The 26,611-nt window shown below is 49.7% G+C and carries 4 protein-coding genes; all 4 read right to left on the bottom strand.

Features of this window, described 5'->3' with window-relative positions; genetic code table 11:
• The 4 genes from PSI22_RS10610 to PSI22_RS10625 are packed head-to-tail and all read right to left on the bottom strand — an operon-like array spanning nt 1 to nt 26,490.
• The gene (locus tag PSI22_RS10610; RefSeq protein ID WP_273579720.1) at nt 1-4,905 is read right to left on the bottom strand and encodes a non-ribosomal peptide synthetase; all 4,905 of its coding nucleotides are present in this window, start codon (nt 4,903-4,905) and stop codon (nt 1-3) included.
• Nucleotides 4,902-9,515, bottom strand: a complete 4,614-nt coding sequence (locus tag PSI22_RS10615; RefSeq protein WP_273579721.1) for a non-ribosomal peptide synthetase — start codon at nt 9,513-9,515, stop codon at nt 4,902-4,904. The genes PSI22_RS10610 and PSI22_RS10615 overlap by 4 nt, the downstream gene beginning before the upstream one ends.
• The gene (locus PSI22_RS10620) at nt 9,512-13,075 is read right to left on the bottom strand and encodes a non-ribosomal peptide synthetase (protein ID WP_273579722.1); all 3,564 of its coding nucleotides are present in this window, start codon (nt 13,073-13,075) and stop codon (nt 9,512-9,514) included. Before PSI22_RS10620 ends, PSI22_RS10615 begins: the two co-directional genes overlap by 4 nt.
• Nucleotides 13,075-26,490 (bottom strand): aminotransferase class III-fold pyridoxal phosphate-dependent enzyme, encoded by a 13,416-nt coding sequence (locus PSI22_RS10625; protein ID WP_273579723.1) that lies wholly within the window; start codon nt 26,488-26,490, stop codon nt 13,075-13,077. The genes PSI22_RS10620 and PSI22_RS10625 overlap by 1 nt, the downstream gene beginning before the upstream one ends.
• Between the last annotated feature and the right edge of the window lie 121 nt (nt 26,491-26,611).

Here is a 26,611-nt window from a genome sequence, read left to right on the forward strand (position 1 = left end):
TTATTCTCCTATATCGTTAGATGCTGTAACGATAGATTGAAATGAATTGTTAAATCGGCTGATGCTTTCATTTTCTCTGCCGGAAACAATGGCATTCAGCAAAGTGGCATAGAATCCTGCCAGATAATCGATGGTTTCCGTGGTATACAGGGCGGAGTTATAACCTATCTGGTAATTGATACCTTGCTGGTGTTTTGTGATGAGCATTCCCAGAGGCTGCGTTGAAGCCATATCCGAGTAATCGATAGTGATGGGTTCCATTGTTAGTTCGGTAAGCGAGCATTCTTCATCATTAGGGAAATCCAGATAATTAAATGCGAGATGGAAGATGGCGTTTCTCGCCCGTTCTCCTACTGCTTCAACAATGGCGGCAGCATGGACATCAGAATTAGCCTGAGCGGTATGAACAGTCCGACTGACCTGTTTAACAATGTCACTCAGTGTCATCTCCTGATTGATCGTGGATTTGACCATCAGGAAATTCAAAAACAGGCCTACGGTATTATGGCTGTTTCGGTGAGTACGATCTGCGTTAGGGGAGGTGACGATGATCTGTGGTACACCTGAATACATAAAAAGGCAGGTGTGCCACAGCGCCATAAATAACATATAAGGCGTGATCTGATGGGTTTTGCAATATTGTAAAGCGGCTTCCATCGATGAGGTGGAAATATTGATATCGTGCATCTTGAGAAGACCGTTTGCCGCCATATCTCTATTGACGTCAGTCGGGAAATCGTATTCCGGCGTAAAATCAGATAACTGTTGCTGCCAAAAGCGGAGTTGTTCCTGATAGGCTTCTGTCACATGGTATTTTCTGAGAAGGTCAGCGTAATCTGAATATTGCAGGCCGGGTAGAGGAAGATTAGGTTCTTGGTCCTGTGAATAAGCCGCATACAGATTTCGAAGTTCATTGATAATGGTATTCACCGACCAGCCATCGGAAATAATATGATGCATATCGAGTATAAGAACGGAGCCTGTGTCATCAACAGGTACCAGAGATGCTCTTATCAGAGGGCCGTTATACAAGTCAAAAGGTATCCTGAGTTTTTCTACCCAGATTTTTTTCAGAGCAACCGGCAGTTTTTCCCGTTCTGTATCAGTTAGAAATGTCTCGATGATGGGTAAATCGAGGGTCATATCATGGATTGGCTGCATGAAAACCTGACCGTTTTCTTCGTGGAACTTGAGCCTTAAGCTTTCGTGCCGATTAAACAGGGTGTTCAGGCTTTTCTGCAGCGCTATGCGATTGAGTTTTCCGCGCAGCAGCAGGAAAACAGGCATGTGAAAACCACTTTCCCGCTCCTTTTCTTGGATAAGAGACCAGAAAAGTTGCTGACAATGGGAAATGAGGGTTGGCGTGTTATCTGATTTCTGAACGGGGATATCGATAGCCGCTCCACGGTTTTCTGATTCACCGACTATCGCCGCAATTTGGGCAATTGTCGGGTTTTCAAAGAGCTGGCGAACCGTAAAGTCGTCGGTCAGCGTCTCTTTTATGGCGGTGGTAATCTGAACCGCCAGTAAGGAATGCCCGCCAAGGGCGAAAAAGTTGTCATGAATACCCACTTGACTCAGTTTCAGCAACTCCTGCCATATCTGGCAAAGTTGTTGTTCGGTGGGATAACGGGGAGCGACGTAAACCTGTCGGCGCAGATCACTCTCATTGGGCGCCGGCAGGGCTTTTTTATCCACTTTGTTGTTGGGCGTGAGAGGTAGCTGTTCCAGTGGGATATAGACACTGGGCACCATGTAGTCGGGAAGGTGTTCTTTCAGGTAAGATTCAAGTGTTTCTGACAGTTCCCCACTAATAGCCGCCATTTGTGGATAGTCGGCACAATGCGCCTGGTGTGCATTCTGCGTGTCCTGATCTTCTGATGCCGCCGTCAGACGTTCAAGGCTTCCAGCATTGAATACGGCGGCGTTTTCTGCCAGCCAGTCTGAAGTCGGGCAGACGTAGGCGATTAGCTTTTTATCCTCGTCGTCATGACTATTAGCGATAATCACGGCGTTGCTTAAGGCATCATGAGCAGTAAGAACCGACTCAATTTCACCCAGTTCAATCCGGTATCCGCGAATTTTAACTTGGGAATCAATACGACCAATGAATTCTAAATTGCCGTTTGAAGACCAGCGGACTAAATCACCGGTTCGGTATAGGCGATCGGTCGGGTTATCGCTGAAAGGATCTTGAATAAATTGTCTGGCGGTGATTTCAGGGGCATTGAGATAACCCCGTGCAAGCTGGATACCTCCTACACACAATTCTCCCGCGGCGCCAATCGGGGCGAGGTTGCCTTTCGCATCAAGGATACGTATCACGGTATTGTATAACGGTTTGCCAATGGTGATTTTCTCACCCGTTAATTGCCCAATGGTGACACAAACCGTGGTTTCTGTGGGGCCGTAGCCATTGAAAAGTTTTCTTCCCTGCATCCATTGTGCGGCTATCTTTGGTGTGACGGCTTCACCGACAACGATCAGGGTTGATACTGAACGCCATTTTTCGGGTGCTAAGTGAGGCAGCAGAACGGGCGGGAGGACAGCGTGGGTAATTTGGTGTTTTTCGATGACGTGATCAAGCAATGCCGGCGTATGGTATTGCGCTTCTGAAATCAGATGGAGCGATGCGCCTTGCGTCAAGATCATTGACAGCTCCAATATGGCGGCATCAAAACTCCATGTCGCGAACTGTAATGCTCTGCTATTGACATCGACGCCGAATAAGGCGGCTAGCGAGACAGCAAAACTGACCCAGCCCTTATGCTCTAGCATCACCCCTTTGGGTTTACCGGTGGAACCGGAAGTAAAGATGACATAAGCCAGACTATTTTCCGTCAATAGTTCAGGACGAACCCGGATATTTTCGCTCGATAAACCGTGCAGATGTGACTGAATTTGGTCGTCATCCATCAGGATGACTTGTTGCTGCGAGAGAGGTAATTCATCTCGCAGGTGATGCTCAGTCAGGATCAACTCTGTACCGCTGTGCTCAAGCATGTATTGGAGGCGCGCCTTGGGATAATTGGGATCGAGTGGCATATAAGCGCCACCGGCTTTCAGGATACCCAATAAGGCTACAACGGCTTGCAGAGAACGCGGCATACAGAGACCGACCAGCGTTTCGGGTTTGACGCCCTGTTCGATCAGATAGTGGGCCAATTGATTGGATCGCGCATTCAGCTCCTGATAGCTCATTGCACTGTCACCAAATACAATCGCGGTGTTATTTGGGTTCTGCTTGACCTGCATCTCAAACATTTCATGGAAACAACGTCCACGCTGGGAATGGTCGTGTGGGGCATTCCACTCATCCAGCAGGATCCGTTGTTCGGCTTTATCTAAAAAAAGAATTTCATCAATGGAAGGTTCTGCCTCAGCACTGCGCTGCATGGCCGTGACAATGCTCGATAGCAATGAGCTGTAGTTAGCTATTAACCGATCAATGGTGGCACTTTCAAACAAGTCAGTGTTGTAAACCCAATGGAGTGATAATTCGCCATTTTCTTCATAAATGTGGACTTCCAAATCTAACCGGGCATTCAGGATAGGACGCTCATCGAAGGCGATACTGCTATCTTCTTCAATACTTGTATCCCGTTGGTTATTTTGGACGATAAAGGCAATTTGGAAGATCGGGTTGTAATTTAAATTGCGCTCAGGGCGGATTTTTTCTACCAGCATTTCGAATGGTAGATCTTGATGGGCGTAGGCATCAAGGATCGTGCGACTGTTTCTTTTCAATAATTCGCTGAATGTTGGCTGCCCTGATAAATCGGTTCTGATGATTAGCGAATTAACGAAAAAGCCGATCAGGGCTTCAACGTTACGATGGGTACGGCCTGCAATAGCCGTACCGACAACAATATCTTTCTCATTGCTGTAACGACTTAGCAGCACACTAAATGCGGTTTCCATAAACATGAATAAAGTCACTTCATGTTTTTTGCATAACGAATTTATCGCTTGTGTCAGTGTCTTCTCAATCGTCTGCGTGTGGAGCCGCCCTTCAAAGGTCTGTTTCGCAGAGCGCGGATTATCCAGTGGCAATGGGTGTAAGGGAGCAATGCCTGACAGTTGCTCCTGCCAGTAACTGAGCTGTTGTTGCAGAACGTTACCCTGTAACCAATTGCGTTGCCATTGAGCATAGTCAGCATACTGGATTGGCAACGGAGGCAATGGGTTGGCGTTGCCTGTGCAATAAGCCCGATACAGGGTAACCAGTTCGTTGAAAAATATGGCCATTGACCAACCGTCACAGGCGATATGGTGCAAGGTATAAAGAATGATGTGATCGTTGTCGGCCAATTTTATTAGCCGAATACGCAGCATAAGATCAGCGCTGAGATCAAAAACTTTATTGGATTCTTCTTTGTAGAGTTGTTGGGTCAGCCATTTTTGTTCCCTTGTATTGAGACCAGACAGATCATGTTCTGCAATGGGCAGTTCGTAGGAGGTAGACGTGATTTGTCTAGGCTCTTTGTCTATCACCTTGAAATGAGTACGCAGCACCTCATGGCGTTCAAGCAGGCTATGCACGGCAGCGCTGAATGCATTGAAGTTGAGTGTTTCACGCAGCCTGAAGTCACCTGTGCAGTTGTACTGAGGACTGCCTTCAGTGAATTGATCAATAAACCATAAGCGTTGCTGGGCAAATGACAGCGGGGCAGGTTCTGAATGTCCGTTTCGGTCAATGGCGTGTAGCGGTGGGACATTCATGGTGCTGTCTGCATCAAGCTGATTTAGAAAATCGATCAGGGCTTGCTTATGAGTTTTCCATTCATTTAACAGTTCAGGCGGGATGCTGTCACGGTCGGTTTTGTATTTTAATCGGCTATCTGAAACAAAAAGGATAATTCCTTGTTCCAGAGCGTCATTCACTATTTGGGCTGCGTGTTTCATATATCTCCTTCCAATAATCCTTGTAAATTCTGATGCTCTGCTTGGTAGTGCTCTCTTTTTATCTTGACCAGTTGAGTCGTGATGACCTGGGAGAATGCTTCAACAGTGGGATGCTCAAACACACTTCTCAGCGGGATTTCTACCTGTAAATCATTACGTACTGCGCTGATCAGTCGCGTTGCCAGCAGTGAATGGCCGCCGAGTGCGAAGAAATTGTCGTGTATGCCGACTTGACTGAGTTTCAGCAATTGCTGCCATAACTGACTGAGTTGTTGCTCTATGGCATTGCGGGGTGCAATGTAAGTCTGTCGGCGCAGATCGCTTTCATTGGGTGCCGGCAGGATTTTTTTATCCACCTTGTTGTTGGGCGTGAGTGGCAGCCGTTCCAGTGGGATATAGACACTGGGCACCATGTAACTGGGAAGCTGTTCTTTCAGGGAAGACTCAAGCGCCACAGAGAGTTCACCGCTAATGGCTGCCATCTGCGGATAGTTGATCCGATGTGTTTGGGTATAGGCGGTACGCGCCTGCACAGGTGGCAGTTCGCTGCGGCTGAAAATCACATCCAGTTGATCGGGTTTATGCTGCGACCAAGTGACGCCACAGTGATAACCACACTGTTCGGCGTATTGAAGCAGTGATTCGAATGCCTGAACCTGTTCTGTCGCCTCATGAGACAGGCTGCCGGAGGTGCTGTGTGGGCTGATGTGTTGACCGGCAGGCCAGTGCCGAAGCTTTTCGGTCAGGGCGAGATCATCACTGATCCGTGCATTAGGTATCCCTGAAATACCGAATTTTTCCGCGATTCCTGTTTGTAACTGATTGCGCAGGCTATCCAGTGTGTCGAAGTCAAACCAGTTGAAATCATCAACTTGCCTGTTTTCTGTGGCATGGCCTTTTTTATGCAGGATCACATCGTAGCGATATCGCAGCATTTCATTGTCGCCCACGCCGCGTTTTACCAGCAGATCGACACGGCTGATATCAGGATAGCGTTCTGGCAGGTGAGCAAAATAGGTTGGGCTGATCAGGAGTTCCTGTTCTTGCTGCAAGCGTCGCTGAATACGGTTTGCCAGAGTACCGGCCAGTATAGTTTGTCCGTTCAGTCGGCCTTGTTCTATCGCGGTGATATGTGCAGACAGCAGGTCTAAGTTCCGAATGTCGCCGAGCAGGATTTTGCCTCCGGCTTCGATGCTGGGAAGTAGCTGTTTGAGCACTTTTTCCAGATATTGGGCGTTGGGAAAATATTGGACAACTGAGTTAATGACCACGCAGTCAAAGGCGGATTCTGCCAGTATACCCAGATTGAGGGCATCACCCTGTCTCAGTTCCACATGGTGCCAGCCGCGTCGATTCAGTTCCTGTTGGTGCATAGCCAAGACGGCCGTTGAGATATCCGTCGCCAGAACCGTATCGCAAGTGACAGCGTAACGGTATAGCAATAGCCCCGTACCGCAACCAATTTCTAACAATCGGCGAGGATGCAGTGCTTCAATTCGCTGAACCGTACCGGTACGCCACTCTTCCATTTGATCAATGGCGATCGGTTGTTCGGTGTAACTGTTATTCCAGCCACGAAAATCGTTATTTATCTTGTTTTCGTCAGTCTCCTGAACGGCGTCTTGCGTGTATTGATCCTCAAATATGGCCGTCCAGTTTTCAAGACTCTCCGCGTTGAAGGCGTCGGCTTTTTCTGCCAGCCAGTCTGACGTCGGGCAGACGTAGGCAATTAATTTTTTATCTCCTTGGTCATCACTATTAGCGATAACGACAGCATTACTCAGAGCATCATGGGCGATAAGAGCGGCTTCGATCTCTCCTGTTTCGATCCGGTATCCACGGATTTTCACCTGCTGGTCATTACGCCCCATAAAATCGATGTTGCCGTCTACCCGCCAGCGCCCCAAATCTCCGCTCTTATACAGGCGAGACTGTGGATCAGCACAGAAAGGATCGTCAATGAAACGTTCGGCCGTTAACTCAGGGCGATTCAAATAACCTGATGCGACGCCTGCGCCACCAATGTAAATTTCACCCGTTACCCCAATCGGGACAGGGCGGTGTTGTTCATCCAAAATATAAATGCGGGTATTCGAAATAGGCTGGCCGATAGGAATGCTGGTGGTCTGCTCATCAACCGTTTCAATCAGGTAGGTGGCTGAAAAGGTTGTACCTTCTGTTGGCCCGTAACCGTTGATAATGTGTTGTGGCGCACGGCCTGCCAGTAAGCGTCGGACAGAAACCGGATCGACAATATCACCACCCACCAAAAGATAGCGCAGGTCGCCAAACACATCTTCCAACGCGCTCAGGTATTGGGTAAAGAGTCCGACTGTTAACCAAAGAATACTGACGTGGTGCGCTTTCAGCAGTTTGGCAAAGTGTTCAGGATCAAGCACGATGGCATGCGGCACAATCACTATGCGCGCACCATTCAACAAGGCACCCCAGATCTCGAAGGTTGAGGCATCGAAAGCCGGGTTACTGCAATGGGCGATGCCGTCAGCGGGCGTTATTTGGGTAAATCCATTATTGATGACCAGACGGCTGACGGCATGGTGGGGAATAATAACCCCTTTGGGAATGCCGGTGGAGCCTGAGGTATACATAACATAAGCTGGTGGGGGTGACGCTATTGATAAGTCGGGATTGTCACCGTCGCAAAGTGCGATAGCACTGGCGGCAGCTTCTATGTTGATGCATTGCTGTTCGTTGTGATCTATCCCTTCGGTGGCGGCATTATCCATCACAATGATTCGGCGAGCCTGACAGTCTTTGAGCAGTAGAGAACGACGCTCGGTGGGAAGCGTAGGTTCGAGTGGCACATAAACCGCCCCGCACTTGAGAACAGCCAGTTGGGCAATCAGCATGGAGAGGCTACGGGGCATCAGCAGCGGGATGAATTCCCCGGGCTGCGCACCCTGTTGAATCAGATAATGGGCGAGCTGATTAGCCTGATTATTGAGTTCAGCGTAGGTGAGGTGATGGTGTTCATGTGTTGTCGCCGCAATGGCATCGGGTGTGCGCTTGGCTTGTTCTTCAAACAGCTCATGGATGAGTTTATCTTTGGGATAAGGGCGCTGTGTCGCATTGAACTGCTCAACCACCTGATGACGCTCACTTTCAGGCAGGAAGCGGAGATCGCCAATCCGCGTCTGGGTTCCATCGACTATTTCATTGAGCAGAGTGGCAAAATAGGTCACCCAGCGCTGAATGGTCTGTCGGTCAAACAGGTCGGTGGCGTAATTCAGGCTGCCGATGATCTGGTTATCTTTTTCTTCCAGCGAAAGCCAGAGATCGAAAACCGCAGGTTCATCGACCCTATCTTGCAGCGTTGCGGTCAGATTTGGTAAGCAGATCTCAATTTCCGGCGCGTTCTGCAAAACGAACATAGTCTGGAAAATCGGGTTACGGCTCAGGCTGCGCTGTGGATGCAATGTTTCGACCACCTGATCAAAGGGAATATCCTGATGGTCATAGGCTCCCAAGGCCACATCCTTGACCTGCTCAAGCAGGGCATCGACGCGCAGGTCTGCGGGGACTGCCACACGTAGTACCAGGGTATTGACGAAGAAGCCAATCAGCGCTTCCAGCTCTGGGCGCTGGCGGTTGGCGACCGGCATTCCCACGACAATATCTGATTGTCCGCTGAGTCGGGCCAGCAGCGTTGCCCATCCCGCATAAAGCACCATGAACAGGGACATACCGCGTTGTTGCGCAAACTGTTTGAGTTTGCTGCTCAGGGCTTGATCCAGAATAACGCTGACATTCTCGCCGCTATAACTTCTAACGGCCGGACGAGGACGGTCTGTGGGTAATTCTAATTGAGGAGTGGCATCCGCAAGGCGGGAACGCCAATAATCCAGTTGTTTTTCCAGTTTTGCTCCCTGCATCCAGTTGCGTTGCCACTGGGCATAATCAGCATACTGAATAGCAAGGGGTTGCAGTGGATTGTCACGGTGTTCGTGATAGGCACGGTATAACTCGCCGAACTCGCGGAAGAAGAGGGAACTTGACCAGCCATCGGAAATAATGTGATGCATGGTAATGAGCAGCATATGCTCTGTTGCATTTAACACCAGCAGTTTGCCACGGATCAGCGCGTCATGTTGCAGATCAAACTTCTGTTCCACTTCTTCGTTCAATCGATGCTGCCGTACCTGTGCTGCCTGCTCCGATGGGGGATAAGCGCTCAAGTCAATGAATTGCAAGTGGAAACGTCCTTCCGCTGCGATAACTTGCTGCGGTTCACCGGCGATATTCACAAAAGTCGTTCTGAGTGATTCATGGCGTTGAATCAGTGTATCCAGCGCCATTTGCAGCGCTTCCTTATCCAGTTCTCCCTGTAATCGCAACGCCATACCGATGTTATAAGTCGTTGTTCCGCCTTCTAATTCATCAATAAACCACAAACGTTGCTGTGCCCAAGAGGTGGGCAGGCGAATCGCTTCTGAATCCCCGTTTTTTTCACGCGGATATGACGTTATCTGTTCACGGTTTGCGGATTCTTTTTCCAGCAGCAGCCGAAGAAGTTCTGCTTTTTCCTTTGATAGATTTCCCAGTGAATGCGCGTCAAATAAGGTTTCCCCTGATACAGATTTGTTCGTCATGATTTTCCTTCCGTTTTCAACTGCTGTAAAAGATCTTGGACTTTACCTTCAGGCATTGAGGCCAATACATTGAGTAATTCAGCAACCCGGTTGCTGTTGTCACCGAGTTTGTTGACCAGTTGTTCCTTGCGAATTTCCGTAACGTGAGCCGCCAACTCGGCTAATGTCCGGGAATTGAAGAAAACACTGGTAAGAACATCAATGGATAATGTGGCTCGGATACGTACGATGACTTGTGTGGCCAGAATGGAATGCCCGCCGAGCTGAAAGAAGTTATCGTTCCGGCCGACCTGTTTGACCTCCAGAAGTTCTTGCCATAGTTCCGCCAGAAATGTCTCCATCTCCCCCTGTGGTGGCTCATAGGGTTGATATACCCGCGACTGGCTATCCGCTTCCGGTAGTGCGTGGTAATCCACTTTGCCATTCGGGGTCAGCGGGAAACGTTCCATCATCACTAACGCACTTGGCAGCATGTAGTGAGGTAATGCGGCTTCCAAATGAGCGCGCAGTACATCAAGGGAGGGATGACTGCCCTCTCTGGCAACGAAATACGCAATCAGCCGTTTGTCGCCGGAGGTCTCTGGGTGTGCGATGACGATGGCATCTTTGATATCGGGATGACGGGTAAGCTGCGCTTCAATTTCGCCCAATTCGATACGATGTCCACGAACTTTGACTTGCGAATCAATCCGCCCGATAAACTCGATATTGCCGTCCGGCAGCCAGCGCACCAAGTCACCTGTACGATACAGGCGTCGTGCCGCGACATCATTCACAGCCTCTGTCACTAAAGCATCTGCCGCTAAAGCATGATCAACAAACTGCCTTGCGGTGATTACACTGTCGTTAAGATAGCCACGTGCAAGCTGGGTGCCTCCCACGCAAAGTTCGCCCACTACGCCAATCGGTACCAATCGGCCTTCGTTATCAAGAATGCGGATCAGGGTATTGCCCAGCGGTTTACCAATGGTGATTTTCCCATGTGACAATTGTCCCGCCGTTGCGCAGACGGTGGTTTCTGTCGGGCCATAAGCATTAATCAGTTGCCGTCCCTGCGCCCACGCCATCGCAGTGTTGGGTGAAATGGACTCGCCCGCGACCAGCAGGGTGGTGACAGAACGCCATTTTTCGATCGTTAAGTGAGGCAGCAGCACAGGCGGCAGGGTGACATGGGTCAACTGATGTTTTTCAACGAGATTGTCCAGTTGTTCCGGTGAGCGCTGTTGTGATTCCGTAATCAAATATAAAGTCGCACCCTGTGCCAATATCATGGACAGTTCGAAGGCGGTGGCATCGAAACTCAAGGAGGCAAATTGCAATCCACGGCTATAGGGTGTGACGGAGAACAGCATGGCCTGCGATTTTGCCAGATTGACCCAGCCTTTGTGTTCGATCATGACGCCTTTCGGCTTGCCAGTGGAGCCAGAGGTGTAAATTACGTAAGCCAGATGGTTCGCATGCAGCGAGATTGCCTGTTTAGCGATATTATCAGTGGGTTGACCGGACAATAAGCCTTGCTGACCCAGCGAATTACTGTCTGAATCCAGAAAAATAATCTCTTGGTGGGTGACGGGTAACTTGCTATACAAGTGCTGTTGACTGAGCAGCAGGGTCATACCGGATTCTGCCAGTAGCGTAGTGATGCGTTCCCGTGGATAAGCAGGGTCGATAGGCACATACGCCCCGCCAGCTTTAATGATCCCCAGCAGGCCAATGATCATGTCAAAGGAGCGTTCGAGACATAGCCCTACCAGCGTATCGGGTTTGATGCCTCGTTGCCGCAGATAGTGGGCGACGCGATTGGCTTTGGCATTTAACTGCCCATAGGTGAGTTGATTTTCACCCAAGACCAGCGCAATGTTATCCGGTGCTCGCGCAGCCTGTTCTTCAAAAAGTTCATGAAAACATTGCTGGCTTGCCGGCAGAGCAGGGCCACGTCCCCAATTTTGCAGCAGGGTTTTCTGTTCTGCAGCTGGTAGATAATCGATCTCAGCGAGAGGAACCGCTGGATTGGCGACGACCGCTTTCAGGATATTTCGATAATACTCAGCGTAGCGCTCGGCGGTTTCTTGATTGAATAACGCCGTGCAGTAGTGGAGCACACATTTTATTTCGCGCTCAAAGGCGATTGTTTCCAATGTGAGATCGCACATGGTGACATTAGTTTTGAGATACAGCTCAGTGAATTTCAAATCGGCAAGGTGAAACTCCCTGTCTGTCGCGTTTTCGAAGGCAAATATCGTGTCAAAAATAGGGGAACGATAGAGATTCCGTGCAACGTTGTTTTGCTCAACCAGCCGTTCAAAAGGGTAATTCTGGTGATCAAAACAGAGAAACAGGTGTTTTTTCAGTTCTGCCAGAAAATCACTGAATGTTTGTGAACGCTGCGGTGCCATTCTGATGGCAAGAGTATTGACGCACATGCCCACGACATCCGAAATATTCTCCTTTGTCCTGCCGCTGCTGGGTATGCCAATCACCATATCTTCCTGATGGGTCAGTCTGTGCAGCAGGGTGTAGTAGGCGGCCAGCAGCACCATGAACAGCGATGTTCCGTTTGTCCGCGCCAGTTCATGTAATGCGGTAGTTTCAGATGGGCTCAAATCGAAATAGATATGTGAACCGGGCAGAACCTGCATCTTGCCGCGCGGTTTGTCTACGGGCAGATCAAGCGATGGGGGAGGCGCGAGAAATTGCTGCTGCCAGAAGGTTTCATCGGCGGTAAACAGTTTGGATTGTAGGTATTCCTGTTCATAGGAGAGGTAATCACGATATTGCGCTCGTACTGGTGCCAGTGATTCTCCCCGATAAAGTTGCATTAATTCCTGAAAGATAATATTGCCGGATAAGCCGTCCAGTACGATATGGTGGATATCCCAGACCATGACGTGCCGATTATGTCCCAGTTCAACCAAATAGAGCTTGATTAATGGCGGTTCGGCGAGGTCAAAAGGCTGAATCAAGGTGTGGAATAGCGCTTGAATATCGCCATTTTCCGGTAATTTCCGGCGTACAATATGCGCGTCAACGCGGGCTTTCACCGTTTGAGAAATCTGTTCTCCGTCTACGGTGAACCCGGTGCGCAGGCTGTCATGTCGGGCAATAAGCTGCTGAAAACCGCGCTCCAGCCTGTCGATATCCAGTGCGCCTTCAATCAGGTAAGTTTGGGTAATGTGGTAAACCAGATCGCCGCCATCCCGCTGGCACAAGGTATAAAGCCTTCTTTGCACCGATGAAAGTGGCAGGCTGTCATTGGCAGCATGGGATTTGACGATAGGGTTTGCCACTGGCTCTGGTTGTGATGGTTTCGCCTGTTCTGTATTGATGAGGCTGCCCACTATGTGGGCAACTTCTTCCAGAGTTGGACGAACCTGAGCAAGATAATCATGGCCTAAATTGAGATTAAATTGCCTTTCAATAGCCTCTTGCACCTGCTGAAGCGTCATAGGATCAAGCCCCAACTGAAAGAGAGGAATATCGTCGGCAATATCATTTTTCTCAATGCCGGAAATATCCGCCACCAGATTTCTCAATGCCATTTTCAACTCTGTTGATGTCATTACAGGAACCCTCCTGAACGCAACTCAACAATGGCACTTTTGGCGGCCTGAATTACGGCATTGATATCTGCATCACTATGAGCGGTGGAGAGGTTGCATATCCGCCGTTCCCACGTATAAATACCTTTCTCCATCAACAGGTGATAAAAAAGTTCAGCCGCGATGGGGTGTTGCAACGTCGAACGATCCTTTCCTTCAGGAACGAATCTGAAAGTCGGGCCAAAGTGACGGATATGGAAGGGCACATTCTCTTGGACAAAAAAGTCATTCAAGGTAGCCGCGAGATAGTTCATGCGCGCGTTGACGGTTTGCTGTAATCCCGGCCCTTGCTGTTTTAAGTGATTGAGCACCGTGTAGGCTGTTACCATCGTCAGCGGATGCTTACAGAACGTACCGGCAAAGAAAGTCATCTCTTTTTGCGGGGCAGAATGATCACCAAATCGCCATTCACCGCCATCAATACCATCCAGATAACGAGGAATACCCGTGACGACACCAATCGGCAGGCCGCCTCCCACCAGTTTCCCATATATCGCCATATCGGCTTTTATATTGAAATATTGCTGAGCGCCGCCCGGACAAACCCGGAATCCGGTAACTACTTCATCAAAAATCAGCGCAATACCTGATTCTTGGGTAATGGCACGTAATTCATTCAGATAGGCCGTTGTCGGTAGGATCAAGGCACGAGTCTGTACCGGTTCGACCACTACAGCGGCCAGTTCGTGCCTCATGGAACGTATCACGTCCAGACTGTGCGGATCGTTATATTTCAGCACCACGGTGTCATTGACTTGATTTTGCAAGATACCCGGCGCGACGGGGAGCACTCGCTGACCGGCTGCCGTGGCAAGAACGCCATCATAGAAGCCGTGATAGGAGTTCTCAAAAATGACCACTTTAGATCGGCGTGATACGCAGCGAGCCAGCCGTAAGGCTGTCATGATAGCTTCTGTGCCGGTATTGGAAAAAGCAACGCGTTCAGCCCCTGTCAACTGGCAGATGAGTTCAGCAACTTTGCCTGCGGTGGCACATTGCGGCCCCAGAGGGAATCCGATCTGGATCTGCTGCTCCAAAGCCTGTTTCACCATCGCCGGATTATGGCCGAAGTAACTGACGCCATACCCCATAGCGATATCGACATAAGCGTTGCCGTCGGCATCCCAGAACTTCGAACCCTCGGCACGTTGGGCAACGACAGGGTAGACCAGCTCTTTCAGGTCATGACGGAATCCCAGCACATTGATCCAGTCAGAGAGAAATGAACGGTTCTGCTCAATAAACTCTTTGGATGAACGTGTCCGCGCATTGAAGCGCAAGATAAAGTCCTGAATAAACTGCTGCTGTTGTGATGTGAGTGTATGGGAAGCGTGTGGCTTCTCAGCATTATTGCTCATGGTCGTCATCTCTTTTTTCCCTGTCGCGTTGTCGCCCCGATACGCTTGTGTATGAGTGATCGTTGCAGGCGCTTCGTCAGGAAAGCGGGGCAATGTATGATCCGGTAAGGCGTTATCAGATATTGATGGTTGAACGGCATGATGACTGATATAGGTGGCGAGCTTATCTACGCTATCGGTTTTTGAGTAAAACTCACTCATCTGAACATCGACGCCAAACTCACTCTCTACGATTTGTTTGATTTTCATCAACATCATGGAGTCGAGACCGATTTGGAAAATATTGACGTGCTCGTTGATCTCATTCTCGTGGATACCAGAGACATCTTTAATGATGGTTTTTACGGCATTCAAAATAGCGGGTTTGTTATTCACTTGGGCATCACCATGATGACTATGCGGATCATTATTCCCACCACCGTGACGGTGATAAGTCGGTTCAACATGAGCCGTATCCTGACTTCCGGTTGCAGACAACGGCGGCTGAATGACCGGCGCTTGCGGGATATGAGCGGCCTGACTAATAGGGTGAACCGTAGTCTCGACCCAGTATCTGCGCCGTTCAAAGGGATACGTCGGCAGGGAAATGCGAGCAGGCTTACTGCCTTTGAACAGTTTTTCATAAGGCAGGTCGTAGCCCTGAACATAAAGCTCGGCAATCGTCGCCAGATGCGCACGGTATTGTTCAGGCAGAGAAGACGCCTGACACAGTGCAAGTGCTTGCAGCCCTTTCTGTCTGATCTCCGGTTGAGCATGGTGCCCCTGCGAATTATCCCCAAGCCAAAAGGCCGGTGTCTGCGGATCGGTACACCATTGCACCAGATGCTCGGTTAATTGATTGAGATCTCGCACAACGGTTGCCAGGCGATATTCATGATGACGGCGGCCAAGCAGCAGCGTAAACGCAACATGGCTGATATCCGTTTCAGGTCGCTGGCGCAGGTGATTGAGCAAGCGTCTGGCTACCTGAGTTAACTGACGTTGATTACGTGCGGATAACACGATCAAATGATCGGATTTTGGATTGGCAATGATGCTGGGTGTTCCGGCAAAATCTTCTATCGCCATATGTGCATTGGTGCCGCTGAAACCAAATGAACTGACCGTCGCGAGACGTTTTTTGCCTTCCGCCGTATTCCAGTGTTTCAGCGTGTCATTGACATAGAAGGGGCTATTGTGGAAATCAATATCTGGATTGCCACGCTGATAGTGAATGGATGGCGGGATTTGTCGATGCTGCATCGACAATAAGACCTTGAGTACGCCAGCCACACCGGCCGTGGTAATGGTATGTCCCAAATTGCTCTTAATCGAGCCGATGGCACAATATCCGGTTTTGTCTGTATCCTGCCTGAAGGCTTTTGTGAGGGCTTCCAATTCAATCGGATCACCCAGCCGAGTGCCGGTGCCATGTGCTTCAACATATTGAATATCCGCAGGATCAATATTGAAGCGGTCATAAACCTGCCGTTCCAGCTCCATCTGTGAGGCGGCACTTGGCGCGGTAATGCCATTGGTGGCACCATCCTGATTGATGGCCATCCCGCGAATAACGCCATAAATATGATCGCCATCTTTTAAGGCATCGTTCAACCGTTTCAGTACAACAACACCGACTCCTTCACTGGGAACAAAACCATCGGCGGTTTCATCAAACGTATGACAACGGCTGGTGGGGGAAAGCATACCGGCGCGGTTTGAGGCTCGGTAAAATTCGGCTGTGGACTGCACATAGACACCACCCGCCAGAGCAAGATCCGATTCCTTATTGCGCAATGCCTGACAGGCCAGATGCATAGCAACCAGTGAACTTGAGCAAGCCGTGTCTACGGTGATGGCTGGCCCTTTCAGATCAAGGTAATAGGAGATACGGGCGGCGATCACCGATGAGGCATTGCCCCAGAAGGACTGCGCAGGTGGTTCGCTCTGGAACAAGCGCGAGTAATCACCGGCGGTACATCCCACATAAACGCCACAATGATTCTTGCCATTCTGGACACCCGCATAGCCGGCGTCTTCCAGCGCATTCCAGGCTTCTTCCAAAAACAGGCGCTGTTGTGGGTCCATATAAGTGGCTTCACTATCTGACACATTGAAGAAACGGGCATCAAATTTGTCGATATCGGTGAGGAATCCACCTTCCCGACACAGTGGGCGTCCGTTTTCATCTTGGGCAGGTAACGGCCAGCGATCTGTAGCCGTGATGAGATCATCCCCATTCGCCAGATGCTGCCAAAGTTGGGTTAGATTGTCAGATTGAGGGAAACGGCCACTCATGCCGATAATGGCTATCTTCTCTGAGAGCGGATCCTGCACAGTGGGAGTCGATTTACCCTGATATTGATAGGGCTTGCTGATCTCAACGACGACTTTGCCGATATTGCGTCGATCCTGTAAACGAGCATAAGCGGCTTTAAAATGCTCAATCGGCAAGATTTGGCTGAGGGTTGGCCGGATCACACCTGCCTCCAGCAATCCAATCAGTTGTTGCCAGTATGCCCTGATTTTTTCTGGTCTGGCTTTGCCAAGACGCCGCAGGTCGATACTGTGGAAACTCTGGTTATCTTTGAGAACGGAGAGATCGACGGCGTTCATGGCTTTAAGCGCGGTCATCGCCAGTTCAACATAACGCCCGCTCGCAGCCAGACTACGTAAGCCTTTATTGATAGCCTCACCCGGCAAGGTATTGATGACAATATCCACACCTGCGCCGTGGGTGATCGCCATGACTTCTTTTTCAAAGTCCTGCGACTCGTAATTAATGCAATGCTGAACGCCAAGTTCACGTAGATAGTGGAGTTTATCCTCTGATCCCGCAGTGGCAATAATCTCCAGAGACCAGTGTTTTGCCAGCGCGACCGCGATCAAGCCCACTCCGCTGGTGGCTGTCTGAATCACAATGGTCTCACCGGCTTGAGGCTGTAATTTGTCAAAGGCGGCCAGCATGGTAATACCGACAATGGGTAAGCTACAGGCTTCCTGAAACGATATTCCCTCTGGTTTCGTCAGTAATTGTTTTGGATGGCAGGTGGCAACAGTGGCATGACCACCGAGCTGATCGCCGGCAATGACAATCACTTCATCACCCATCGTAACGTCCTCAACATCCTGCCCGACTTCCACCACAATCCCGGCTGATTCAAATCCCGGCGTGAAAGGATAAGGTGGCATCGTGGGGTACAGGCCACTAATGCAGAGTAAGTCACCGAAGTTCAGTGAATAGGCTTTAACCGCCACCCTGACCTGATCACTGGCTAACGGCGCTAAACCGGCCTTAACCAAATGCACATCATCGAGGGTTCCGGGGCCACGGATTTCTACACGGTGATAGGTTCCGATTTCAGGGCTTCCTGCTTCATAGTTTCCAATTGCATAGCTTCCCACTGCATCGTGATCAGCCAGCGGTGCCGAATGGGGTTCCTGTTTGGCTTGAGGAAGAGATTGCTGGGGAGCGGGCGATATTTTTTCAGGTTGTTGGCTAACTGGCTGGTGGAACGACGCAGACAGCTTATCGGCATGCTGGGTGATAATATGCGAAACCAACTTTTCTGCGGTGCTGTGGTCGAAAATAACCGTCGTATTCAGGGACAAACCGCATTGTTTATTGATTTGATTGATCAAATTCACCGCGATAATGGAGTCTACACCGTATTCAGCGAATGCCTGATTATCACGGATCTTGCTCAGATCGATTCTCAGTACCGCGGCAATACATTCGCGAACGGCACTACGTACGCGGTCAGATAATCGTGCTTTATCCGTTTCTTGCTGTAGGCTTGCGCCCGAAAATGCGGGAGATATCTGCTCTCTCATGAGATTCACTTGATGTTGAGATAGGGTTGTATCAGGAATGACCGGCGTCTCATCCTGTGACGGGAAAGCGTTGACTGCCGTTGTTTGAGAGCCGCTGTCCATACCGCATAATCGCGCTATCGCATTGGTATCATTCACCTTGACCAACACCATTTGATTAAACGGGGCTGCCAGTAAGTGATTAAGGGCGGCCATTCCCTCGGCGGGTTCAATCGATTCCAATCCGGAAGCCCGCATACGCGTCCGTAGTTTTTCGTCCACAGCAACGCCGACACTGCCCCAGTAGCCCCAGTTGATCACTTTACCGGGGTAATTTTTCACTTGAGAGAGGTAGTGGGCAAAAGCATCGGTGAACAAACACCCGGCCGCGTAATTACACTGACCAGCGGGTTTACTGAAACTGGCAAGGGAAGAGAAGAACAGGGCGAAATCCAAAGGATCATGATCAAAGGCCTGTATGATCCTGACGCTGGTATCGATTTTTGCCGCGATACTGACCCTGAAACTGGCTTCATCCATATTGCTTAAGCTGCGGTCATTCAACACCAGAGAGCTATGGACAATACCGTTCACCTTACCGTAGGCCGCATGTACCTGTTTGACCGCGTTATCGAGCGATTCACGATCAGAAACATCAGCCTGTAGATAAAGTGGTGCCGGCCCCAGTGACGCCAATCGACGGATTTTTGCCTGAATGTCGGCATCGCTGGCTCTGCGGCCAAACCAGACAACTTGTGCCTGATAGTTGCGGATAATCCACTCACTCCATGTTTCCCCTAAGCCACCGGCACCGCCCACCACAACGTAAACGCCGTTGTGTTTATAGGCGCTGCTCACCGGGGATTGCGCAGGTAACGGAACAGGCGTGAGCCGTTGGTAATACCACTGTCCCTGACGGTGAGCGAAAGCATTACCCGCCGGATCGTCAGGCAGCCCGAAACTCTGTTCGAGGGGTTGTCTGCCATCTTCGAGGGATAAATCCACCATCCGAATCGCCCAGTGGCCGTACTCTTTTGCCACTGAACCCAGCAAGCCATGCACACTCGCATGGGCAGGACACAGAATTTCGTTATTGATCGCTTGTGTCTGCCAAGTGATTACCGTCAACTGAAGTGGCTTGATGTTATAACCCAGTTCAGCCAGTCCCTTGAATAACCTCAAACCAAACAGCAGGCCGTTTTCTTGATCATGGATGAAATTATCCAATGAATCCGATAAAGCCCCTTTGGGCAGGCACCAGACCAAATGCGCCAATTTTCCTGACTGCTCAATAGCACGCAGGAGGTTAGGGATAGAGGAAATCGCGGATACCGCAAAATAGTTGACGTTGGGCAGAGTGCTCATGGCGGAGGCGGCACCACTACAGTCAATCACAAAAGTCCCTTTGTCAAATTGGGGGGCAAGCGATGATGGAAATGATTTCACGGGTTTCCAAACCGGCACATAAGCTTCCAGACCTGAGTTGGCGGGAGATTCTTGCATCAGCGCGGGTGAAGGCACGTCAGCCCAATAGCTTTCTTTGGCAAAAGGATAAGTCGGTAAACTGAGGCGGCGTGGTTTGCGATCCTGTGGGTAAATCCGCTGCCAGTCGATATTTAGGCCATTGACCCAAAGGCTGAGTACCGGCTGATATTTCTCTTGTTCCAGCCAGGTGATTGCCACCTCTTTCATATCATAATCAGGGCCGAGCATGGTCAGGCTGCCATGATCTGCATGAATTGAACCTCGTAGCCAGCCGTTAGACGGGGAATCGAAGTCAGCAATTAACTGAGTTAATTGCTCAACTAAGCCTGATATTGTGCTGACCGTCGTGGCAATGCGTTCACTCATCGCTTCCCGGCCGACCTGCAAGGTATAAGCCAGATCGGGTAACTGCGCATCTGTCAATGGCTGGTTTTCCAGATGAGCGAGGAGCCGTTCTGCTTGCTGAATCAACTGAGCTTCGCTGTGGGCAGAAAGCAAAATGATGGCAGGTGCGGCTGTATTATTGGTTAACGTATTGCTGATTGACGTATTCTGGTATTCATCCGCCATAACATACTCTTTGATAATCGCATGGGCGTTGGCTCCTCCCGCTCCAAAAGAGGAAAGACCCGCAATGCGCGAATACTCTTTCAGTTCGCCGTTGATCGACAGCACAGGCCGTCGCCACTCTTCCAGCGTCTGCTGAACCTTGAACGGTGTCTTACCGAAGACAATATTGCTATTCAGGCGGGTGGAATGCAGGCTTGGAACGAGCTTCCGGTGCTTCATCTGCAACAGAATTTTGGTGATTCCTGCGATGCCGGCGGCACTTTCACAATGTCCGATATTCGATTTGACAGAGCCTATCGCACAGGTCTGTATCAGCGGCGTTTCACTCAGTTGATTGAAGGCTTTGGTCAATCCATCAATTTCGATGGGATCACCCAGTGCCGTGCCAGTACCATGTGCTTCGATATAGCTGATAGCTTGTGGGTTGAGCTGTGCATCTTTCAGACAGCGGGCAATCACATCTCTTTGCACCAGCGGGCTGGGTACGGTGTAGCCGTTGGTTCTGCCGCCGTGGTTAATTGACGTTGCGCTGACCAGACCATAAATATGATCGCCATCGGCAATGGCCGCTTTTTTGCGTTTAAGCAAAATAGCCCCGACGCCTTCTGCTGGGACATAGCCATCACCCCCCTCACCGAAACTTTCACATCGGCCTTTGCTTGAGGTAAAACGCCCCTGCGCCAGAACCAGATATTTATTGGGATGGATTGAGACGTTGACACCGCCCACAATCGCCAGCGCATCGGGTTCATTGCGCAGATGCTGCATAGCCAGATGTAGGGCCGTCAATGATGATGAACACATCGTATCCAGAGCAATGCTGGGGCCGTGGAAGTTGCAGACATAAGAGACACGATTGGCAATCGACGAAGCAAAACCGCCAAGGCCGATATTATTACCCTGCATTTGTGCCTGAGCACCGTAAAGCTGGTACTCCTCATACATCACACCGACAAATACGCCGACATCGCGTGTGGCCCCTTTGCCGGCGGTGTGGATGAGATTTTCGCGGGTATAGCCGGCATCTTCAATCGTCTCATAGACACACTGTAGGAACAGACGTTCCTGCGGATCCATGAACTCGGCTTCACGTGGTGAGATATTGAAAAACAAAGGGTCGAATTCAGTGACACCATCAATAAACCCTCCCCACTTTGAGTTACTCTTGCCTGCCTGATTGCGATCCGGGTCGAAGTACCGGCTGTGATCCCAGCGGCTGAGAGGTATTTCTGTAACACAATCCATGCCAGCTTGTAAGTTCTGCCAAAACTGATTGAGATCTTGAGCTTTGGGATATCGTCCACTCAGGCCGATAATCGCGATTTCATCGTCATCATTATCGTTATGGTCATGGCTGACATGGCTGGTGGTGGGAGCCTGAGAGGAAAGCAACGGCATTTTCAGTTTACGCGGCAGTTCATCTACGGTGGCCGCTTGAGGAGCCGTAAGCGGTTCGGTGACAGCTTCCGCTTGTTCTAAACCGATGATGGCTTGCAACCGTTCCAATTGATGTTCGACAAGGTACTCACCAAGCTGGCGGATGGTCTGTACTTCGAAGAACAGGGTCGCGGGCAATTCATCAAATGAGTCATCCAGTGCCAGAATCAAATCGATGGACATAACGGAATCTATGCCGAAATTTTCAAATCGCGCATCCGCATCGAGAGACTCAGGTTGTGCTTTCAATACCTCAGCGAGCTGGCGCTTCAGGAAATTCAATACCCGATCTTCAAAACTTTTTTGTTTGGTTTTTAGTGGTAAACCGGGGTCAACATGAGTGTCTACCACCAAGGGCTGTGGTGCTTTCTGTTTAGGTTGGGGGGCGGACAGAGCATTTCCCAGTTTCCGGCTGCAAAACCGGCTAAATCTGACAGAAACATTGCCTTGTTCATCACTGATATCGATATCTATTTTGGGCAGCGAGTCCAGTGCACTGCTGCCTGTACTGTATCTGGCCGTAATCTGTGGCGTAACCGGCGTTGGCCGGAAAATATGAACAGATCCAATGGCAAATGGCACCATCAGCGGATTGGAATCGTCCTGTCCGACCATTAACAGTGTTGCCGCCTGAAACGCGCCATCAACAATACTCGGATGCAGAACAAAATCGGCTTGGGTGTCTCTGATCACTTCCGGCAAATCGAGATAAGCCAGCAGTTGTTTTTCGTCCAGCTTCAACGTATCGATGGGTTGATGGGCTGAACCATACTGAAGCCCCATTGACAGCAGTTTTTCATACACTTCTGCCGATTTCATCGCTGACACACCGGAAAGTAGGGTATTTATCCCATTTTCATCGCTGATGTTTTTCCGGGACTGCGTATCTGTTAACCGGCCTCTGCCTTTGCAATAAGTGAACTGTTCACCGTCATTGCCGAGGCTGTAGATTTGGAAATCAGCCGTGTTCTCATTTTGTGGTAGTACGTCGATTTTCAGGCTGACGGGTTGATCATCAACAATAACCGGACTCAACCAGACAATATCCTCAAGGGCTATTTCTGACTGATGTACTGTTTCTGATGAGGATGATTTTTGATGTTCATATGCGCGGCTGATACATTCTCTGGCAATTTCCAGATAGGCTGCGGCGGGTAAAATCTTCCTGCCTTCGATCTGATGGTCTGTCAGGAAAAATTCATTGCCACTCAGCCGACATCTAAATGTTGTCGAGAAGACATTGGAGTCGTTTTCGATAACCAGAGAATGATGTGAGGTCACACAATTATCATCAGATGCGCTGGCATGGAACCAATATTGTTCTGTCGCAAAAGGATAGGTGGGTAAGCTGATTAATGCCGGCAATGATGAATAAAGTGCTGACCAATGATCAATAGGGTCGCCTTTCACCCAACCTTCACCGATGGCGTTTAACTCGTGTTCCCCGGATGGACAGGACAAATCAGATTTTGTTTCTGGGCGTTCTGGCGTGATAGGCACCGATTTAACGGTTCCCTGATAACTTCCCGCGACAGGTTGTCCGATGGAAAGACGATGAAGAGATTCACGTAACTGTGTCATGGAACTGACGGCAAACGCGATACGTTCCTCCATGGGATACCGTCTTTGCAGGCTATAGGCAAATGAAGCCAGTGACAGCGATTGTCCGGTTTGGCTTTGCGTCTCAAGATAATTGACTAACCTTGTGGCATAGGCTGTCAGACGCTCTCTATTCTTGGCTGAAAGCGTAATCAGTACCGGTGCGGCGGTGGATAGCTCAGCAGGATCAGCAGAGATAAATTCTGCCAAAACCACATGGGCATTGGTTCCCCCTGAGCCGAAACTACTGACGCCGGCCATTCTGGGCGCTTCTTCTGGTGATGCCCACGGTTGATATTTATCGACAACATAAAGCGGCGTGTTTTTGAGGTTAATTTCAGGATTCAGTTTCTTGAAGTTGATCGACGCGGCAAGTGACTGGTGCTTGAAACTGAGTATGACTTTCAGCAGGCCCGCAATACCTGCGGCGGCTTCCAGATGCCCCAGATTCGTTTTTAACGAACCTACGCCACACTTGGCAGCAGAATTATTTTTGGCATAAGTTGAGAACGCTTCAGTCAATCCCCGTATTTCGATGGGATCGCCAAGAGCCGTGCCGGTGCCGTGGGCTTCTATATAACTGATATTGCCTGGGTCGATTCCTGCATTGCGCCAGGCCTTTTGGATTAACTGAGTTTGTCGAGCGGGGTTCGGTGCTGTCAAGCCACTGGCTTTCCCGCCATGATTGACGGCGGAGCCTTTGATAACCGCATGAATCTGGTCATGATCCGCCAGTGCCTGCGCCAAGGGCTTAAACATCAGAACAACCGCGCCTTCCGAACGAACATAACCGTTCGCCCCTGCATCAAACGCATGGCAACGACCTTCTGTTGAAAGCATCCCTGATTTGTAATAGGCGAGGGTATTTCCGGGGTGGCAGATAATATTGATGCCACCTACCAGCGCCTGACTGCATTCGCCAGCATGCAAAGCGCGCAGGGCTTCATGTACAGCCACCAGAGAACTGGAGCAGGCGGTATCGATAACCAGGCTGGGGCCTTGCCAATCGTAAAAATAGGAAATTCGGTTAGCGAGGATCGCCATTGAATTTCCCGTCGCCATCTGTGCCTGAACCTGTACATCTTGCTGTTCCAACATCAGACGATAATCAGAACCACTGGCACCGATAAACACCCCAGTTTCACGCCATGTCGATGAATTTGCGGTGTAACCACAATCTTCCAATGCAGCCCAGGTCAATTCCAGTAATAGCCGTTGCTGGGGATCGATTAATTCCGCTTCTTTACGTGACAGCCGGAAAAACGGGGCGTCAAAGCGGGCGATATCCGGCAGAAATCCGCCACGATCAATACCCTTATGTTGAGCTTTGGGATTGATTGAAGATGGCCAATGCCAGCGATTTTCCGGTAATTCTCCGATCGCACTTTTTTCGGCTTGCAGTAATTGCCAAAGTTCATCGGGGGTTTCAATGTTACCGGGAAGGCGGCAGGACATCCCGATAATGGCAATATCTTTAGTATTCAGGCTGGTGTCTGCGTGGCGGGTTTCAGCACTACGCGGTTCCGTCGTTGCTACCGTAGCCGTTTCGTGGGAATGTTCAGCAACCGGGCTGCTTTGCATCAAAGGTGCTTTACGGTCATGTTCTTTCGGGGCATGCGCTTTGATGTAATCGATAATCCGCGCCGGCGTATTGAACTCGAAGAAAAAAGCCGAAGGCAGTTGGAGATTGAATCTGGCTGAAATTTGGTCGCTGAGACTGAGCACATCGGCTGAATCCAACCCCATCTCCATAATCGGAGAGTTTGGCGCAAAGGCGTTTTCGTTATCTTTCCCCAGCAGATGGGTGAACAACTCTGTCATTGAGTCCGCCACATCTATTGGCGCTGAATTCAGCGCTGAGGCATGCAATGACATATCGTCACCCGCATCGGTACCATCGGATGGCAGTTGAGTTTCGATTGAGAGAGGGACGCGGTGATAAATATCGTAGTGCACCAACACACCATAGCCTTTGTTATCCCGATCATTGGCGCGATAGTCGGGTATCAGGCCCATGATACGCGCACCGTGGCGTTCGTGAAAACCCAGTACAGGGTCAACCAATCGGCCATATTCGTTGCGGCTATTGATATAGTGTTTTATCGGCAACGCGGTTTGTTTGTGAAACCCCTTGCAAAGGGTAACGGCCACCACGGATTTGAGATTGGGAAGAAGGGCACAGCGTTGCAACATGAATTCCAACAATTGGTTGCCCCACTGCCGTTCCTGATATTGGGGATCGATATTAACGGCAAGTAATTGGATAATGGTGCCATTATCGCGGTGGAGCTCCAGAACATCTTCCGCCGTGCGTTTCTTCAGCGCCGCCTCACTGTTAATGCGTTGTGAATAAATCACCCCGATAACTTTTCCGGCATATTCCATGACAAATTGCCCTTGCGGGTAAGCGTTGAGCCGTTTAGCTAACACTTCTCTGGGCGTTTGAATCCCCGCTTTCCAGCAGAGTTTTTCAAGTTTATCGAGTGCATCCAGATCGGTTATTTCAGCAAGCCGGACTTGATAATCACGCGTTTCAAAATGGTTTAAAGTGACTTTACTGAGCCTGCCTGATTTCGGAAAACGGATGGCTGCATTGGGCGTAAAAAGCCCGGCTTTAGCCGCAGACAATAAAAAAGCCTCTGCGTCCGCTGAGGGAAGAGAATGCTCTTGTAAAATAAGTAAACCATGAGGATTGTTATTCAGAACCTGCCGCCAGTTTTGTATGGATAATGGCTCTTCATCAGGTTGGTCAGCATGGTTAACAAGCGTCTGGATATACAGTGCGGCCTCAAGATCGTTGATCCCGGCTTTTTTCATCTCCTCAACCATCGTTAATGGCTCAGTGAGAGCACTGAGTAACGTGATATGTGGTAGTCCCTTGAGGTTATTTTCAGTTTCACTGAGCGATGAGTTATCGGTATCAACAGCGATAAGTGTTAATGGATATTCCTGGAGATGTTTTCCTCTTTCTGTATTGTTGCAAAGCATTTGATAGATTTGCTTCAATAACTTTCCATCCCGACATTTCGTATGCACAATATATCGCGGTTGTTTAGCCAGCGGGATACGTGCATCAAAATGGCTCATTATTTCTTTTTCGATATCGTTACTATAGGAATTTAAAAACCACCTCATTAAAACACCCCAAGTTTTTAAAAAATGTTTCCTTATCCCGTATTAAAAAATACAGGGTAGTAAAGTGTTTAAAGTTCACAATAAACTGCTGATTTACTGTTTATAGGAATAAACCGTGAAT

The organism is Xenorhabdus aichiensis (assembly GCF_028598775.1).
Lineage (GTDB): Bacteria > Pseudomonadota > Gammaproteobacteria > Enterobacterales > Enterobacteriaceae > Xenorhabdus > Xenorhabdus bovienii.

Excerpts from the sequence above, each read along its gene's own strand:
- PSI22_RS10610 (WP_273579720.1), bottom strand. The coding sequence starts at position 4,905 with ATGAAACACGCAGCCCAAATAGTGAATGACGCTCTGGAACAAGGAATT.
- PSI22_RS10615 (WP_273579721.1), bottom strand. The coding sequence starts at position 9,515 with ATGACGAACAAATCTGTATCAGGGGAAACCTTATTTGACGCGCATTCA.
- PSI22_RS10620 (WP_273579722.1), bottom strand. The coding sequence starts at position 13,075 with ATGACATCAACAGAGTTGAAAATGGCATTGAGAAATCTGGTGGCGGAT.
- PSI22_RS10625 (WP_273579723.1), bottom strand. The coding sequence starts at position 26,490 with ATGAGGTGGTTTTTAAATTCCTATAGTAACGATATCGAAAAAGAAATA.